This window comes from Luedemannella helvata (genome assembly GCF_039528415.1).
GTDB classification, from domain to species: Bacteria; Actinomycetota; Actinomycetes; order Mycobacteriales; family Micromonosporaceae; genus Luedemannella; species Luedemannella helvata.
In genome coordinates, this window is record NZ_BAAALS010000004.1 from 235245 (window position 1) to 250107 (window position 14863).

The 14863-nt window shown below is 68.6% G+C and carries 16 protein-coding genes; 11 read left to right on the plus strand and 5 right to left on the minus strand.

Annotation, left to right across the window (positions count from 1 at the left end; all coding sequences use genetic code 11):
- Positions 1-2: 2 nt before the first annotated feature.
- Both ABD191_RS06030 and ABD191_RS06035 read left to right on the plus strand, forming a co-directional pair.
- On the plus strand, positions 3-767 hold the full coding sequence (locus ABD191_RS06030; RefSeq protein WP_344077723.1) for an ABC transporter permease: 765 nt from the start codon (positions 3-5) through the stop codon (positions 765-767).
- A 10-nt stretch (positions 768-777) separates the two neighbouring features.
- Complete coding sequence (locus tag ABD191_RS06035; protein ID WP_344077725.1) at positions 778-2406, plus strand: class I adenylate-forming enzyme family protein; 1629 nt, start codon at positions 778-780, stop codon at positions 2404-2406.
- Positions 2407-2489: 83 nt separating this feature from the next.
- Here the strand turns inward: ABD191_RS06035 and ABD191_RS06040 are convergent, their stop codons facing one another.
- From ABD191_RS06040 to ABD191_RS06050, 3 genes are read right to left on the minus strand one after another with little or no spacing between them, the layout of a single operon-like run.
- A complete protein-coding gene (locus ABD191_RS06040; RefSeq protein ID WP_344077727.1) occupies positions 2490-3200 on the minus strand; it encodes a peptidase inhibitor family I36 protein in 711 nt (236 codons plus the stop codon).
- Between the two features lie 37 nt (positions 3201-3237).
- Positions 3238-4002 carry an SIR2 family NAD-dependent protein deacylase gene (locus tag ABD191_RS06045; RefSeq protein ID WP_344077729.1) on the minus strand — a complete coding sequence of 255 codons (765 nt, stop codon included), beginning with the start codon at positions 4000-4002 and terminating at the stop codon, positions 3238-3240.
- 41 nt (positions 4003-4043) lie between these two features.
- Positions 4044-4421 carry an SgcJ/EcaC family oxidoreductase gene (locus ABD191_RS06050; RefSeq protein ID WP_344077731.1) on the minus strand — a complete coding sequence of 126 codons (378 nt, stop codon included), beginning with the start codon at positions 4419-4421 and terminating at the stop codon, positions 4044-4046.
- A gap of 42 nt (positions 4422-4463) precedes the next feature.
- On the opposite strand from ABD191_RS06050, the gene ABD191_RS06055 reads away from it, so the two are divergent.
- The 9 genes from ABD191_RS06055 (at position 4464) to ABD191_RS06095 (ending at position 13418) form a co-directional block, all read left to right on the plus strand.
- Positions 4464-4670 carry a hypothetical protein gene (locus tag ABD191_RS06055; protein WP_344077733.1) on the plus strand — a complete coding sequence of 69 codons (207 nt, stop codon included), beginning with the start codon at positions 4464-4466 and terminating at the stop codon, positions 4668-4670.
- A 311-nt stretch (positions 4671-4981) separates the two neighbouring features.
- Positions 4982-6106: a mandelate racemase/muconate lactonizing enzyme family protein gene (locus ABD191_RS06060; RefSeq protein WP_344077735.1), complete on the plus strand. Its 1125-nt coding sequence runs from the start codon at positions 4982-4984 to the stop codon at positions 6104-6106.
- Positions 6103-7224, plus strand: coding sequence for a mandelate racemase/muconate lactonizing enzyme family protein (locus tag ABD191_RS06065; protein ID WP_344077737.1), 1122 nt, complete (start codon positions 6103-6105; stop codon positions 7222-7224). The genes ABD191_RS06060 and ABD191_RS06065 overlap by 4 nt, the downstream gene beginning before the upstream one ends.
- Before the next feature lie 53 nt (positions 7225-7277).
- Positions 7278-8189, plus strand: coding sequence for a substrate-binding domain-containing protein (locus tag ABD191_RS06070; RefSeq protein WP_344077739.1), 912 nt, complete (start codon positions 7278-7280; stop codon positions 8187-8189).
- 61 nt (positions 8190-8250) lie between these two features.
- Positions 8251-9534, plus strand: a complete 1284-nt coding sequence (locus tag ABD191_RS06075; protein ID WP_344077741.1) for an ABC transporter substrate-binding protein — start codon at positions 8251-8253, stop codon at positions 9532-9534.
- 58 nt (positions 9535-9592) lie between these two features.
- On the plus strand, positions 9593-10519 hold the full coding sequence (locus ABD191_RS06080; RefSeq protein ID WP_344077743.1) for a carbohydrate ABC transporter permease: 927 nt from the start codon (positions 9593-9595) through the stop codon (positions 10517-10519).
- Positions 10516-11352 carry a carbohydrate ABC transporter permease gene (locus ABD191_RS06085; RefSeq protein WP_344077745.1) on the plus strand — a complete coding sequence of 279 codons (837 nt, stop codon included), beginning with the start codon at positions 10516-10518 and terminating at the stop codon, positions 11350-11352. The genes ABD191_RS06080 and ABD191_RS06085 overlap by 4 nt, the downstream gene beginning before the upstream one ends.
- A 31-nt stretch (positions 11353-11383) precedes the next feature.
- A complete protein-coding gene (locus tag ABD191_RS06090) occupies positions 11384-12298 on the plus strand; it encodes a dihydrodipicolinate synthase family protein (RefSeq protein ID WP_344077747.1) in 915 nt (304 codons plus the stop codon).
- Positions 12299-12431: 133 nt separating this feature from the next.
- Complete coding sequence (locus ABD191_RS06095; RefSeq protein ID WP_344077749.1) at positions 12432-13418, plus strand: LacI family DNA-binding transcriptional regulator; 987 nt, start codon at positions 12432-12434, stop codon at positions 13416-13418.
- A gap of 292 nt (positions 13419-13710) precedes the next feature.
- Here ABD191_RS06095 and ABD191_RS06100 read toward each other — a convergent pair whose 3' ends face one another.
- Together ABD191_RS06100 and ABD191_RS06105 are read right to left on the minus strand one after the other, a co-directional pair.
- Positions 13711-14577, minus strand: a complete 867-nt coding sequence (locus ABD191_RS06100) for a 2-hydroxy-acid oxidase (RefSeq protein WP_344077751.1) — start codon at positions 14575-14577, stop codon at positions 13711-13713.
- Complete coding sequence (locus ABD191_RS06105) at positions 14574-14858, minus strand: phosphopantetheine-binding protein (RefSeq protein ID WP_344077753.1); 285 nt, start codon at positions 14856-14858, stop codon at positions 14574-14576. The genes ABD191_RS06100 and ABD191_RS06105 overlap by 4 nt, the downstream gene beginning before the upstream one ends.
- Between the last annotated feature and the right edge of the window lie 5 nt (positions 14859-14863).

Genomic DNA, 14863 nt, shown 5'->3' on the forward strand with positions numbered 1-14863 from the left:
ACATGAAGCTCGCCCGCGACACCTGGCTCATCTTTCACCGCCAGATCACGCTCATGCTGCGTTCCCCGATCTGGATCGCCTTCGCGCTCGCCCAGCCGATCACGTACCTGATCCTGTTCACCCCCTTCCTGCAGAAGGCGCTCCTCCCGACCGGCGAGGGCGGTCTGACCGCCGCGTACCGGGTCTACGTGCCCGGCCTGCTGGTGATCACCTGCCTGTTCGGCGGCCTGTTCACCGGGTTCGGGCTGCTCGCCGAGATACGCGCCGGCATCATGGAGCGCTGCCGGGTCACCCCGGTCAGCCGCTCGGCGCTGCTGCTCGGGCGGGCGCTGCGCGACGTGGCGTCGCTGCTCGGCCAGTCCGTCATCATCACCGTGCTGGCGCTTGCGTTCGGCCTGCGGGTCCCGCTGGTCAACATCCTGCTGGCGTACCTGCTGCTCGCGGTCATCGCGCTCATGGCGACCGCCCTGTCGTACGACCTGACCCTGTACGTGCGCAACGAGGGTGCCCTCGGCAACATCATCAACACGGTGGGCCAGCCCGTCGCGCTGCTGGCGGGCGTCCTGCTGCCGTTGACCCTGGCCCCGCTGTGGATGCAGAACGTCGCCAAGGCCAACCCCTTCTCGTGGGCCACCGACGGCATGCGGGCGTTGTTCGACGGACGCCTCGGTGACCCGGTCGTATGGCAGGGCTCGCTCATCGTCGCCGTGCTCGCGATCGCCACCGTGCTGCTGTCCGCGCGGTTGTTCGAGCGCACCGTCCGCTAGGGAGACCACGATGGGTACGAACATCCGGGCCGCCCTCGTGGGCGACGCCGACCTCGGCGCGGGCAACGTGCTGTGGAAGCTCGTCGAGCACGGTGCCGAACTCGACGGCCCCGGCATCACGTTCGACGTCGACGTGGACGGCCACCCGGCCTGGGAGGGCCTGACGCTGGGCCACCTGTACGAGCGGGTCGCCGCCCGCGCGGCGTGGCTGCGCGCGCAGGGCGTCGTCGCGCGCGACCCGGTCGCCGTGTACGTCACCAGCGCCGCCGACACGTTCCTCAGCTTCTGGGCGCTGACCTGGCTGGGGGCCATCCCGGCGCTGATGAACCCCAAGATCGCCCCGGACGTGGCGGCGGAGTACATCCGCAAGCTGCGCGGCGCGGGCGTGCTGGTCGACGCCAGTCACCGCGACCTGCTCGAGGGCCGCGACCTCGGCCCGCTGACCCTGTTCGGCGGTGTCGCGACCGAGCTCGGGGTCGCCGACCCCGCCGACGCCCCGCCGCCCTACCGGCACCACCTCGACGACCCGATCGCGATCACCCACTCGTCGGGTACTACCCGGATGCCCACGGCAGTGGTGCACTCGCACGGCAGCCTGTTCGCGGCGACCCGGCGCATCCGCCTGTCGGCGCCCCGTGCCCGGGGCACGGAGCGCATCCTGTCGGCGCTGCCCGCGCCGCACGCGGCCGGCATCATGACCGTCAACCACGCGCTGTGCAACCGGTCGGACCTGCTGTTCCTGTCCCGCCAGGACGACGCGGCCGCCGTGCTCGACGCGGTCACCAGGTGGAAGCCGTCGGGGGTGTTCGGCTTCGCGGTGACGTGGGCCGAGATGGCCCGCTACGACCTCTCCGAGTACGACATGAGTTCGGTGTCGCTGTGGTTCAACACCGGTGACTGCGCGCACGAGGCGCACATCCGCCGCCTGGTGGCCGTCGGCTCGCGCGATGTCGTCACGCGGGAGGGCGTCACCCGGGTGACGGGCTCGACGTTCGTCGACGGGATCGGGTCCACCGAGATGGGCCACTCGGCCTTCTACATCGCCCACCGCAACGACACCAACCGGTACGGGCGGTGCGTCGGCAAGCCGCACGTGTTCGCCGACGTCGCCGTGCTGGACCTGGCCACCGGCCGGGAGCTGCCGGTCGGGACCGTGGGCCACCTCGGGCTCAAGTCCCCGACGCTCGCGCCCGGATACTGGAACGACTCGGTCAACACGTACCGCAACCGGCTCGCCGGGTACTACCTGACCGGCGACCTCATGTACCGCGACGAGGAGGGCTACTACTACCACGTCGACCGGGCCGTCGACGCGGTCGACCTCGGCGGCGGGGAGTGGCTCTACACGGCCATGTCGGAGGAGCGCATCCTGCGCTCGTGCCCGGACATCCGCGACTGCACGCTCGTGGCGGTACGCATCGACGGGCAGGTCGTCACGGACGTGCTCGTGCAGCTCGACGCGAACGCCGACCCGTCCGTGGACCGCACCGACGAGGTCCGCGCGGCCCTGACGGCGCCGGTCGCCGCGACCGTGCGGTCGGTGCTGGTGGTGCCCGACTCCGACCTGGTCCTCGGCCCCACGGGCAAGGTCCGCAAGTTCCTCATGCGCCAGCGCCACCTGGCCCAGTTGGGCGCCTGAACCACCGCGTCACGTAGCACCGGACAGCGGGCCGGGACCCCAGCGTTGTGGCGCCATGACGCTGGAGTCCCGGCCCGACCAGGTCAGTACACGAAGACGCTGTTGGCCGAGAAGCCCAGCGCCCGGTTCCAGGAGTTGCCGGCGACCGGGTAGGACGTGCCGGTGCAGTTCGTCCCTGAGTAGAGGACGGCCGTCGCGGCGTTGCGGTTGACCGCGGACGCCGCGCGCCCACCCCAACCGTGGGCGGCCAGGTCGACGCAGGTGCCGACGGCCGGGTTGAGGGCCTGGGCGGTGAACTCCGCGCCGTTGAAGTCGACACGCTCGTAGAGGCACAGCGACCCGGAGTAGTTGCAGGCGTCGAAGACCCAGATGCTGCCGGGGGAGTAGAGCAGCGGCGACTTCGAGCCGTTGCCCGGGATGCCGTCGGGGCGGCCGGTGCAGTCGCTGTTCGGGTAGGTGACGGCCTCGCGGGCGAACGTGTTCTTCGCCGACAGGGCGCGCCCCGCCCAGCCGATAGCGCCGAGGTCGATGCAGCCGCCGCGCTCGGCGGGCCGCACGGCGACCTGCGGGCCGGTCAGGCCGAGGCCCTCGTACAGGCAGACGTAGTTGGCGGCCGTGCACGTGCCGGCCGTCGCCGAGGCGGACGGCAAAGGTTTGAAGGGGGAGGTGAACGCCGGGGCGACCGTGTCCGCGCGAGCGGGCGGTGCGCTGATGACGGTGAGGGCGGTGAGGACGGCGAGCAGTGCGGCGATCAGTGCGAGGACCCGCGCCGCGCGAGGGGTCGTCAAACTCATAGATAGCAGTCTATGACAGATCGCCGATGGCGAGGGGTCAGTCACCCAGCGTGATGGCGAGTGCCGGCAGCGCCTGCGCGGCGGACGCCCGGATGTTGATGGCGCAGACCGCGTCGAGCGGCGTCGGTTCCGGGTTGATCTGGATGACGGTGGCGCCGGCGCGTGCCGCGACGCGCGGGATCTCGGCCGCCGGGTACACGACGCCGGACGTGCCGACCGTCAGCAGCACGTCGCAGGTGGTGGCCGCCTCGTACGCGGCGGCCAGGGCGGCCTCCGGCAGGGCCTCGCCGAACCACACCACTCCCGGGCGTACGAGCGCTCCGCAGCGCGTACAACGGGGTGGGCTCATCCGGCGGCCGTCGTCGAGGTCGGCGTCGGCGTCGTCGGGCGGCGGATCGGCCGGGTGCCCGGCGAGGCAGCGCGGCGCGAACAGGCTGCCGTGCAGGTGGATCGGCGCGCGCGAGCCGGCCCGCTCGTGCAGGTCGTCGACGTTCTGGGTGACGACCACCGTGCCCGGGCGGGCCGCCTCGATGGCGGCGACGGCCGCGTGCCCGGCGTTCGGCTGCGCCTTGCGTACGCGGGCGCGCCGCCACTCGTACCAGCCCCAGACCAGATCCGGATCGTCGTCGAACGCCTCCGGGGTGGCAAGCCGGTGCGCGTCGAAGCGGGCCCACAGGCCGGTGAGGTCGTCGCGGAAGGTCGGTACGCCACTCTCGGCCGACATCCCGGCGCCGGTGAAGACGACAACCCGGCGGGCGCGCGCGAACGTGTCGGCGGCGCCGGGCGGCAGAACGCTGTCCATCCGACAGATCCTCGCACCGGCAGGCAAGGCATGGGCCGCCGCTACGCGACCGTGGTGTTCTGGCCGACGACGATCCGCCAGGTGCCGCCGGCGCGGCGCCACACGTAGGTCGGCAGGCCCGCCCCGGTCGGCCGGCCGTCGGGGCCGGTGTACTGCTGGTTGACGCCGGTGACGGCGACGTCGTCGGTGATGAACGCGATGTGCTCGACCTTGTAGGTCACCGAGCCACCGGCCATCCCGCCGGGCAGTACGGCACGGGTGAACTCGGCGATGGCGGTGCGGCCGATGAGCCGGCGACCACCGCCGGTCACCCAGACGGCGTCTGGGTCGAACAGCGCGAGGAATCCCACGACGTCCTCCGCCCGCTGCGTACGCTCAATGGTCGCGACGAGCCCGGTCAGCATCTCCGTGTCAGACATGCCAGCGACCGTAGGAGCTCAACTCAGGTTGAGGTCAAGGGGATGGCAACCGATGACAGGTCGCAGCAAGCAATGACGAGGAACGGCAACCGGAAGAGGTTGTCGGCGGTTCAGATCCGTCGATCGCTGATCACATGCGCACTGATGGCGGGCTTCGCCGAGGCGGGCGGTGAGGTGCTCAGGGTGGCGGGCATGCCATCGGGATTGTCGTTGACTGATCGGCACCCCTACCCGTCCGACCTGTCCTGACGCTTCCGACCTGACCGGTGGTGGCAGCTACGTCACCGTGCGGTCATCACGCTTCGCAGCACATCGCCGCCGGCGTATACGTGCTCTCTCATCGACGTCGACGACGCGCCCACGCGGTCGCGCATGCCGACGTTCCGGCCTGCGTGTTGCGACGAGCGTGGCAGGTCTTGACCCATCATCGTGTTTAACGATAACCTCCCTGCCACATGTAGATCATGTCCATCACGGTCTCTGTTTCTGCTTTCGCTGCGGCGACGGCTTCAGAGTTAGGTGAACGTTAATCCAATTCTGGCACAAGGAGGGTATGGCTGGTGAAGATCATCGGCATAACGGGCAAAGTTGTTGAAGTTGCCTATAAGCCTGAATACAAGCAGGACCGCCGCTTCTACCCGAAGCCTTCCGAGCAAGCGAACGTCATCGTCGAGATCGCGACGGACGAGGGCCTCGTCGGTTGGGGCGAGGCGGCACACTCGCCCGGCATCTACGGCGAGAACGCGGCTCAGACCATGGCGGCCCTCGACTACTTCCGACCGTTCCTCGTCGGGCGGGATCCGCTGCAGATCACGGCGCTCAACATGGAACTCGACCGGATGTCGCCGATTGGCAACGTCGCCGCGAAGGCCGGGATCGACGTCGCGCTGCACGACGTGGTCGGGAAGGCGCTCGGTGTTCCCGTGTACCAGTTGCTCGGCGGCCGGGTACACGAACGGCTGATCACGCACATCAGCCCCGCGACGTACGAGGGGACCGTCGCCCAGATCGAGCGGCTGGTCGGCCAGGGCTACCGGATCTTCAAGCAGAAGGGCAGCGGCGACACCGAGTACGACCTCGCCCTGATCCATAGCCTCCTCGACCAGGTCTCACCCGACGTCACGATCTCCATCGACGTCAACCAGGGCTGGTCTACCCTTCAGGCCCTGCGCATCATCGAGGAGATCGAGCGGCGGCCGACGTTCCCGACGAACCTCATCATCGAGCAGCCGACGCGGGCTGCTGACTTCAAGGGCCAGGCTTACATCCGCGAGCGGACCCAGATCCCGCTGATGGCCGACGACGCGATCCGCACGGTCGACGACCTCGAGAAGATCATCGAGCTGGGCGCCGCGGACATCGTCTCCCTCAAGATTTCCCGCGTCGGGGGCATCCAGAAGTGCCAGCAGATGATCCACATGGCTGAGGCGGCGAACGTCTCGTACATCGTCGACGAGATCAACGAGATGCGGGTCGCCAACACGGCCGTCGCCCATCTCGCGCTCGCCTCGCGCAAACCCCTGTACACCGGCACCGCCTGCTGGACGAGCCTCGAGTGGGACGTCGTCAAGAGCGGAGGAGTCCAGCTCGTTGACGGCCACGCCACGTTGCCGGACGCGCCCGGCCTCGGTATCGAGGCCCTCCAGTTCCCGGCCGAAGGACAAGAGAGCGACGCCACGCGATGAAGATCACCGACATCACCTACGTGCCCGTCGTCGTCGGGTACAAACCGGAGTATCAGCACGACCTGCGCTTCTACCCGAAACCCCCGGCCCAGTCGAACGTCGTCGTCACCATCCACACCGACGAGGGCGTGTTCGGCATCGGGGAGGCACCCAACACACCGGGACTCTACGGCGAGAACGAGAACCACACGATCGCCGGCATCGAGTACTTCAAGCCCTATCTCATCGGGCGGGACCCGGTGGAGCTGACGGCACTGAACGCCGAGATGGACCGCCTTTCGCCGATCGGTAACCACGCGGCGAAGGTCGGTATCGACATGGCGCTGCACGACCTTGCCGGCAAGGCACTGGGCGTGCCGGTATATCAGCTGCTGGGCGGCCGGGTGCACGACAAGGTGGTGACCCACATCAGCCCGGCGACGTACGAGGAGACGTCGGCCCAGGTCAGCAAGCTGATGGCGCAGGGCTACCGCATCTTCAAGCAGAAGATGAGCGGCAACACCGAGTACGACCTGCGGCTGGTGCACGCCTTGCTTGACCAGGTTCCGCTGGACGTGACGATTTCCCTCGACGTCAACCAGGGCTGGTCGACGACGCAGACCCTGCGGATCCTCGGCGAGCTCGAGCGGCGGCCGCAGTTCCCCACGAACATCATCATCGAGCAGCCGACGCACGCGGCCGACTTCGCCGGACAGGCCTACATCCGGCGGCACACGCAGATTCCGCTGCTGCTGGACGACGGGATCCGCACCGCCGACGACCTGCGGAAGATCTTCGACCTCGGGGCGGCGGACATCGTCAGTCTCAAGATGAGCCGCGTCGGGGGCATCCAGAAGTGCCGGCAGATGATTCACATGGCTGAGGCGGCGAACGTCTCGTACATCGTCGACGAGATCAACGACATGCGGATCGCCAATACCGCGGTCGCGCACCTGGCCGTCGCGTCGCGCCGGCCCCTCTACACCGGTGTCACCTGTCACACGCTCCTGGAGTTCGACATCGTCGGCCGGGGCGGCGTGCAGCTTGTCGACGGGTGTGCCATCGTTCCGGACGGGCCGGGCCTCGGCATCGAAGAGGTCCGCTACCCCGACGCCGTACCCGCCGGGGGTTCCCGGTGATGCCCGGCGGCGAACGCCCGACCTCGGCGCTTCCGACGATTCGGGTCGGGATCGTGGAGAAGAACCAGCACACCTTCTGGGACGGGGAGAACGCCGGCTGGCGGGAAGCGGCGGCGCGGCTCGGCATGGAGGTCGCGGTGGCGGCCCCGGTGCAGGAGAACATCGACGAACAGCTCGCGATGATGCGGCGGCACCTAGCTGACGGCGTTGACGTGCTCGGTTTCGTCGGTACCTACCCGGACGCGTTCGACGAGGTTGTCGCGGAGGCCGCGGACCGCGGCGTGCCCTGCATCTGCTTCGACCTGGACGCCCCGCGCAGCGGCCGCAAGCTGTACGTCGGGATGAAGGACCCCTACACGATGGGGCGCTGGGCCGGCGAGCGGATGCTGGCGCTGCTGCCACCGGGGCCACGCCTCATCGGGCTGCAGACGGGCTCGGAGAAGGCGGCCGGGGCGCGCGGCAAGCTCGACGGCTTCGTCGACGTCATGAAGGAGAACGGCCACAGCGTCGTCGGCGGTGCCAACGATGGCGAAGACGTGGCGCTCAGCCGACGGAACTGCGAGCAGCTCCTGGCGGAACACCCGGACGTCGACGCGCTCTACGGCGTGTACTCCTACCACACCGCGATCCAGGGCCAGTGCGTCCGCAGCCTGGCGCGCAAGCCGGTGGTCTTCGGGTGGGACGTCCTCCCCGAGACCATCGAACTGCTCCAGGAAGGCATCGTCGACACGGCGGTGTGGATCAAGGAGTACTACTTCGGCTACTACGCCGCCACGGCGGTGGCCACCCTCGTGAGGGTCGGCGTGGACGAGGCACTCGAGGTGATGGGCATGGACCCGGTGCACCTCGAAGGCAACGTCATCTGCCCCGAGGCGGAGGCGATCACGCCCCAGACGGTCGACCGCTATGTGCGGTGGCGTCGTGACCACGGCCTGGAAGACAAGCTGACCCGCCTGGCGAGTTGACCCGAAGCGCCATACGCACCTCTTGCGCTGATGTTGTCGGAAGGAAAGAGGAGAAGTCATTATGGGTACGAAGCTAGGCAGGAAACGAGGCCTCGCCCTCGCCGTGGCAATGGCCACGGTCGCCTCCCTCGCCGCCTGCGGCGGGGACTCGGGAGCACAGCCGACCGGTAAGGACGCCGACGGGCCGCTGAGCGTGCTCATGCTGGCCAGCGCCTCCTACGACCCGTGCTCGGAGGAGATCGCCAAGGCCTTCAGGGCGAAGACCGGCCGCGAGGTCAAGATGGTCCACGAGGGCTACCCGACGTTCCACGACAAGGCGATCACGGCGCTCGCTGGCGGCGGTGCCTACGACGTCATCATGCTCGCCTACCAGTGGACCGGCGAATTCGCCGCCCAAGGGCTGCTGGCCGACCTCACCGAGCGGGCGAAGAACGACGCGGACCTCGACGGGATCTTCGAACCGGTGATGGACCTCTACACCAACGACGGCAAGCAGTACGCCATCCCGTTCACAGCCCAGGCGGAGACGCTGTTCTACCGCAAGGACCTCCTGGAGGCCGAGGGCTTCGAGGTGCCCAAGACATGGGAGGAATACGAGAAGATCGCTAAGCACTTCACGAACAACCCGAAATACCCGGGCCTCTACGGTACGTCGATCAAGGCCGCGTCCCAGCACATCCAGCAGGCATTCGACAACCGCTATTGGGGCCTCGGCGGTGGCCCGCTCGGCCAGCCGGGCTCGACGATGGACCTCGAGCTGACCAAGCAGGCGATGGAGCAGCTCAAGCGCCACACCCTGCAGTACTCGCCTCCGGGTGCACTGGCGGCCACGTTCACGGAGGCGCAGCGGGCATTCCAGGCGGGCAACGCGGTGATGACCGAGCTGATGCCGTCGACCGTGCTCGCCCTGCTCATCAACGAAACGCCCGAGAACAAGGTGTACAACAAGGTCGGCGCGGCCGTCATGCCCGGCGGCCATGGCGAGATCGGCAGCTGGGCGATGGCGGTGTCCTCGAAGACCAAGCGGCCGGACGCGGCGTACGAGTGGTCGAAGATGGCCGCCAACGTCGAGCTCGACCTCACGTGTCAGACCCAGTTCGGCAAGAGCGCGGTGCGTGCCTCGACGTACGAGAACCCCGGCCTGCGGGACACCTTCTACGCGGCCGGAGTCCGCGCCGGACTCGATGCCGGCTACGGCATCCCGAACGGTGTGACCGCCTCTAAGATCAACAACATGGTCATGGAGACGCTGTCGAAGTACATGGCGGGCCAGATCAGCTCGTCCGACGAGGCGGCGCGGTCCATCGTCGACAAGTACGCCGACCTTGTGAACCAGGCCGGCTAGCCGACGCCGTCAGCGCTCGATGGAGCAGATGACCCGCCGCGACAGAGGGGAAGTGAGCATGGCGACGATCATGGCCGCTCGGCCCACGGACACGCCAGAGAAACGCGCGAACAAGAAGCGGCGGCGTCATCTGCCCACGATCTACTTCTGGCTGCTGCTGCCCGCCGCGGCGGTCGTGGCGGTGTTCACGTTGTGGCCGATACTCCGCACGCTGTTCCTGAGCTTCCACGAGCTCAGGGCCAGCGGGGAGGCGACCTGGACCGGCCTGGACAACTACACCCGGATGATCGACGACGGGGACTTCTGGCAGGCGGCCCGCGTCACGGTGGTCTTCCTGGTGTGCGGCGTACTCGTCCAGCTGGTTCTCGCGTGGACGCTCGCGCTGTTGCTGGAGAACCGGGTGGCACGGCTGAACACCGTACTGCGCACGGTCTTCGCCATCCCGATGATGCTGAGCCCGGTGGTGATCGGCATCTGCTGGCGGGCGCTGCTCAACCCCCAGTACGGCTGGGTGAACTGGCTGCTCGGCACGAAGGACGCAGTGTGGACGGGCGACCCCGACAGGGCCCTGTGGGTACTGATCGCGGTCGACGCCTGGCAGTGGACGCCGTTCCTGTTCCTCATGATCACCGCAGGCCTCGTCGGCATCCCCGATGAGATCATCGAGGCGGCGCGCCTCGATGGTGCCGGCGCACTGCAGGTGTTCATGAGGATCAAGCTGCCGCTCATGCTCCCGGTGATGCTCGTCGGGATTCTGCTGCGGGCCGTCGACTCGACGAAAGTGTTCGAGTTGCCGTTCAACCTGACATCCGGCGGACCAGGCAATGCCACGACCACCGTCGCGATATTCATGTACCGGCGTGCCTTCGCCGAGTGGGACCAGGGCTACGCCTCGTCCCTGGCAGTGACGATCATCGCGGCGTTGGTGCTCTTCGCGTTCGCCTTCATCCGGCTGCTCCGCTCCGTCGAGAAGGCGGTGTCATGAAGATTCTTGCCAAGGTCGTCCGCCGTATCGCACTGACGGCCGCCATCCTGCTGCTGTCCGCGATGGTGCTCCTGCCGTTCGTGTGGATGGTGTCGACCGCGTTCAAGCGCAACAACGAGATCCTGGTGTACCCGCCGGCAATCCTTCCGGAGTCGTTCACGCTGGAACACTTCCGACGAATTTTCTCTCCCGACGGCGAGTGGAGATACTTCCAGAACTCGCTCATCGCGACAGCGGTCTCGACGGTGACGACGCTGGCATTGGCGATACCGGCGGCGTACAGCCTGGGCGCCCACCGGTTCCCGCGCGATTTCGGCCGGCACATCTCGGTCGCGCTCCTGCTCCTGCGGTTCCTGCCGCCGTTCGCCGTGGTGATCCCGCTGTTCTCCATGGTGCGCTCCGCGGGGCTGCTGGACAGCGTGTGGGCGCTCGTCCTCGTCTACACGGCGTTCCACCTGCCGCTCGCCATCTGGATCATCGAACCGGCGGTACGTGGCATACCGCGGGAGATCCAGGAAGCGGCGTTGGTCGACGGGGCGACACCCATACAGACGATGCTGCGGGTAACCGTCCCGTTGCTGCGGCCAGCCGTTGCCACGGCCGCCGTCTTCTGCACCGTCTTCTCCTGGAACGAGTTCTTCTTCTCCCTGGTACTGACGTTCGACCAGGCACGGACCTATCCGGTCCTCATCAACACGTTCGTCACCGACGCCGGGCCGGAGTGGGGACTCATCGCGGCATCCGCGCTGCTTGCCGCCATTCCAGTAATCGTGTTCTGCGTGTTCATGCAGCGCCACCTGATCCGTGGCCTGACCGCCGGATCGGTGAAATAGCCATGGTGTGCGACAAGGAAAGGCAGTGAAAATGTCATCAGCAGTCTCGTCGGCGATCAGCGGTGTCATCCCGCCCGTCGTCACCGCGATCGCCCCAGGCGGAGACGTCGACAAGGCGTCGCAGGAGGCCGTCTGCCAACACCAGCTCAAGGCGAACGTCCACGGTCTGTTCGTCGCCGGAACGACGGGCGAGGGTGCGTTCCTGAACCCGGCGATGCTGGCGGACGTCGTCGATGTCGCCGTACACACGGCCGCAGGACAGGTACCTGTTCTCGTCGGCGCCCTCGCGCCCGGTACGCAGGGCGTGGTCGCGGCCGCGCGGGTGGCGGAGCGCGGCGGCGCGGACGGCGTCGTCGTCACGACGCCGTTCTACGTCGACGTGGCCCCCGAGGAGATCGTCGGCCACTTCCGGGCCGTCGCGAGCGCGACCGCACTTCCCGTGCTCGCGTACTCGATTCCGCCGATGACCCACCAGGCCATGCCAGCGCAGGTCGTGGAGCAGCTCTTCGCCGAGGACCTGGTCGTCGGCGTCAAGGACTCGGGGCACGATTGGGACACCCTCGCGACGGCCATCGACCTCGGGAATCGCTACGGTAAAGCCGTGTTCTCGGGGTACGAGCCGTTCGCGGCGCGTGCGCTCGCCGCCGGTGGCAGCGGGGTCGTCGCCTCGGTCTGCAACGTCGATCCGCAGGCGGTGGTGGCTTTGTGGGAGGCGGTGCAAACCGATCCGTCCCGGGGCGACGACGCGCAGGACCGGATGCTGTCCCTCCTCGCGGCCCTCGCCCGGCACAAGGTCGCGGGCATCGGCCCGACCAGCTCGCTCATCGGTGGGATCAAGGCCCTGCTCCAGTCCTTCGGCGTCATCGCGTCCCGCGAGGTGCTGCCGCCGCTGACAGCCCTCCCCGAACACGTGATGCACGCGTTGCGCCGAGACCTCGAGTCGTGATTGGACGGCGCCTCGACTCAAACCGACAGGGGACCGCGATGACCCCTGCGCAAGGGCTTAGGATGGCGGGGTGAACGTACACCCAGGCGGCGAGACACAGCGGGGGCCGCAAGTGGCGCACAGACGCATCGGAATGCGTGACGTCGCGAAGGCGGCTGGCGTCTCGTCACAAACGGTGTCGAAGGTGGTCCGGGGCCTGCCCGGCGTGAGCACCGATACCCGGACGCGAATCATGGGGATCATGCGCGACCTGGGCTTTCAACCGAACGTGTGGGCGCGCGCCCTCAAGACCGGTCATGCGTCGAGCATTGGGGTCATCTGCGACGAGTTGCCCCGTCCGGGACCGTCGCTGGTCATCTACGGCGTCGAGAGCGCGGCCCGTCAGGCCGGGTACTACTCGACGGTCGCGGGGTTGCCCAGGCCGACGCCGGATCTGCTCCAGCAGGCGGTCGAGCAGTTGCTGTCGCTCTCCGTGGCGGGCATCGTCGTCAACGTCGCGATGAGTTCGGAGACGGGGGTTCTCGACCAGCTCCGGTCGGACGTGCCGCTGGTGGCCGTGTGGGCGCCCACCGACACGCGCCTTCCCGTCGCGACGTACGACCACCGGTCGGCCGCGGCGAGGGCCACCCGGCACCTGCTCGAAATGGGCCACACGACCGTCCACCACCTGGCGGGCATGCATAATCAGTTCGGGACCGACCAGCGCGTCGCCGGCTGGCGCGAGGCGCTGACACAAGCGGGGGCGCCCGTGCCCGACGTCCTGTACGGCAACTGGGATTCGCGCTCGGGGTACGCCCTCGGCAAGAGGCTGGCCGACGATCGTTCGGTGACCGCCGTCTTCGCTGCCAACGACTACATGGCGCTCGGGGTGATCAGGGCCTTGAAGGAGGCAGGGCGTTCGGTGCCCGCCGACGTCAGCGTCATGGGGTACGACAACGCGCCCGAGTCCGCCTTCTTCGACCCTCCGCTGACGACCGTCAGCCAGGACTTCCCGGCGCTCGGTGCGCGCGCGTTCGCCATTCTGGCCGCACAGCTCGGCATTGACGGCAAGGGCTCGTCGCAGCCGTACCTCCCGGAGCAGGAACTGATAGTACGTGCGAGCACGGCGCCACCTCCCTGACGGTTGCTGCCATTCCGCGGGAAGTCCCGGGCGTCTGCGCGTGGGCGTTCTGAGTCGTTACGATGTCTGGTCCTCGAGTCAGCACCCGTTTGGAGCGGCTCTCGTACGGATCGGCCTTGAGTACGTACCGATCCAGCTCGGTGATCTACGTGTGGATTGAGATGAGTTCCCAGCACGGGAAGTCGACCGGTACTGCCGCCATGAACAGCCCGTGCGCACCTCGTACTGGATCGCGTCCACGATGGGCCGGCGGGAATGCTTCTCCGCGCGGTCACCACCGGCGGCGGTGCTGTCATGGCCGGTCGCTGACCACGCAGGTGCTCAGGTAGCCCAGGACCGGTTCGTAGTCGGCCAGCATCACGGGCCCGCGCTCGCGGGCCAGGGCCGCGCCGAGCGCCCACCACACCCCGGTCGTGGGCATGCCGGGGGGCGCCACGCGAGCCGACGCGGGCAGCCCGCCACGCCCGCACGCCGCCGCGAGCGTCGCGTTGACGATGACGGTCGGTGCCGCCGAGACCGCGAGGTCCTCGCGGAGTGCCTGCGCCACCTCGTCGGGCGCGACGCGGGGACGCTGCCGCAGCCCGTCCATGAGGGGCACCGAGCCGCCGTTGGCCTCCCACAGCAGCGCGACCCCCGTGTGCCCGTCCGGCACCGGGGTGGCCGGTGGGGCGTCGTAGGGGAGCGTCGCCTGCTCCAGGATCAGCAGCAGCGCGCGCGGACAGCCGCCCGTTCGCGCGTACTCGGAGATGATTTTGAGGCCCGTGAACGGGGCTGCTGTGCCCTGGTCGCAGACCGCGAACGCCATGCGGTTGCCGGGGCAGAGGTGGCTCAGGTACGCGGCCGTGGCCCGGCCCGGGGTCACGTCGGGTATGGCGTGGGCGAGCACGATGAGGTCCACGGAGCGGTCGTCGCCGAGCACCGGCCCGAGCAGCGCCTCAGCCATCTCCCCGTAGGAATGTCCGCGGTCCAGGACGTCCGTGCGCAGGTCCAGGCCCGCGGGCCTGACCAGATCACTGAGGTACGCGCGCAGGCGCTCGCGGTGCGCGGGGTCGGCACCGATCGCGGCCTGCCCGGCGAAGGAACGCCGGGCGACGGCGCGCAGCGTCAGCCCGCCGGGGGAGTGCCTGTCGACCCCACCGGCGGTCCAGATCCCGGTCACGTCGCTGGCAGCACGTTGGCCACGACGTAGTCGGCGAGCGTGGCGACGGTCGTGAAGTGCTCCCGGTCGAGATCCTCCACGCTGATCTCGATCTCCAGGAACTCCTCCAGCTCCAGCATCAGCTCCAGGCCGCGGGTCGAGTTCATGCCCAGCTCGTCGAGGAGCGCGGTGTTCGCCGAGGCGCCGGGTGCGGGCGCCTTGAGCACCTTCGGCAGCAGGTCACAGATCGCGTCGATGACGCGCTGGCGCATGGCCGGGTCGAGCTGCGTAGTGGTTTCCATGGCGG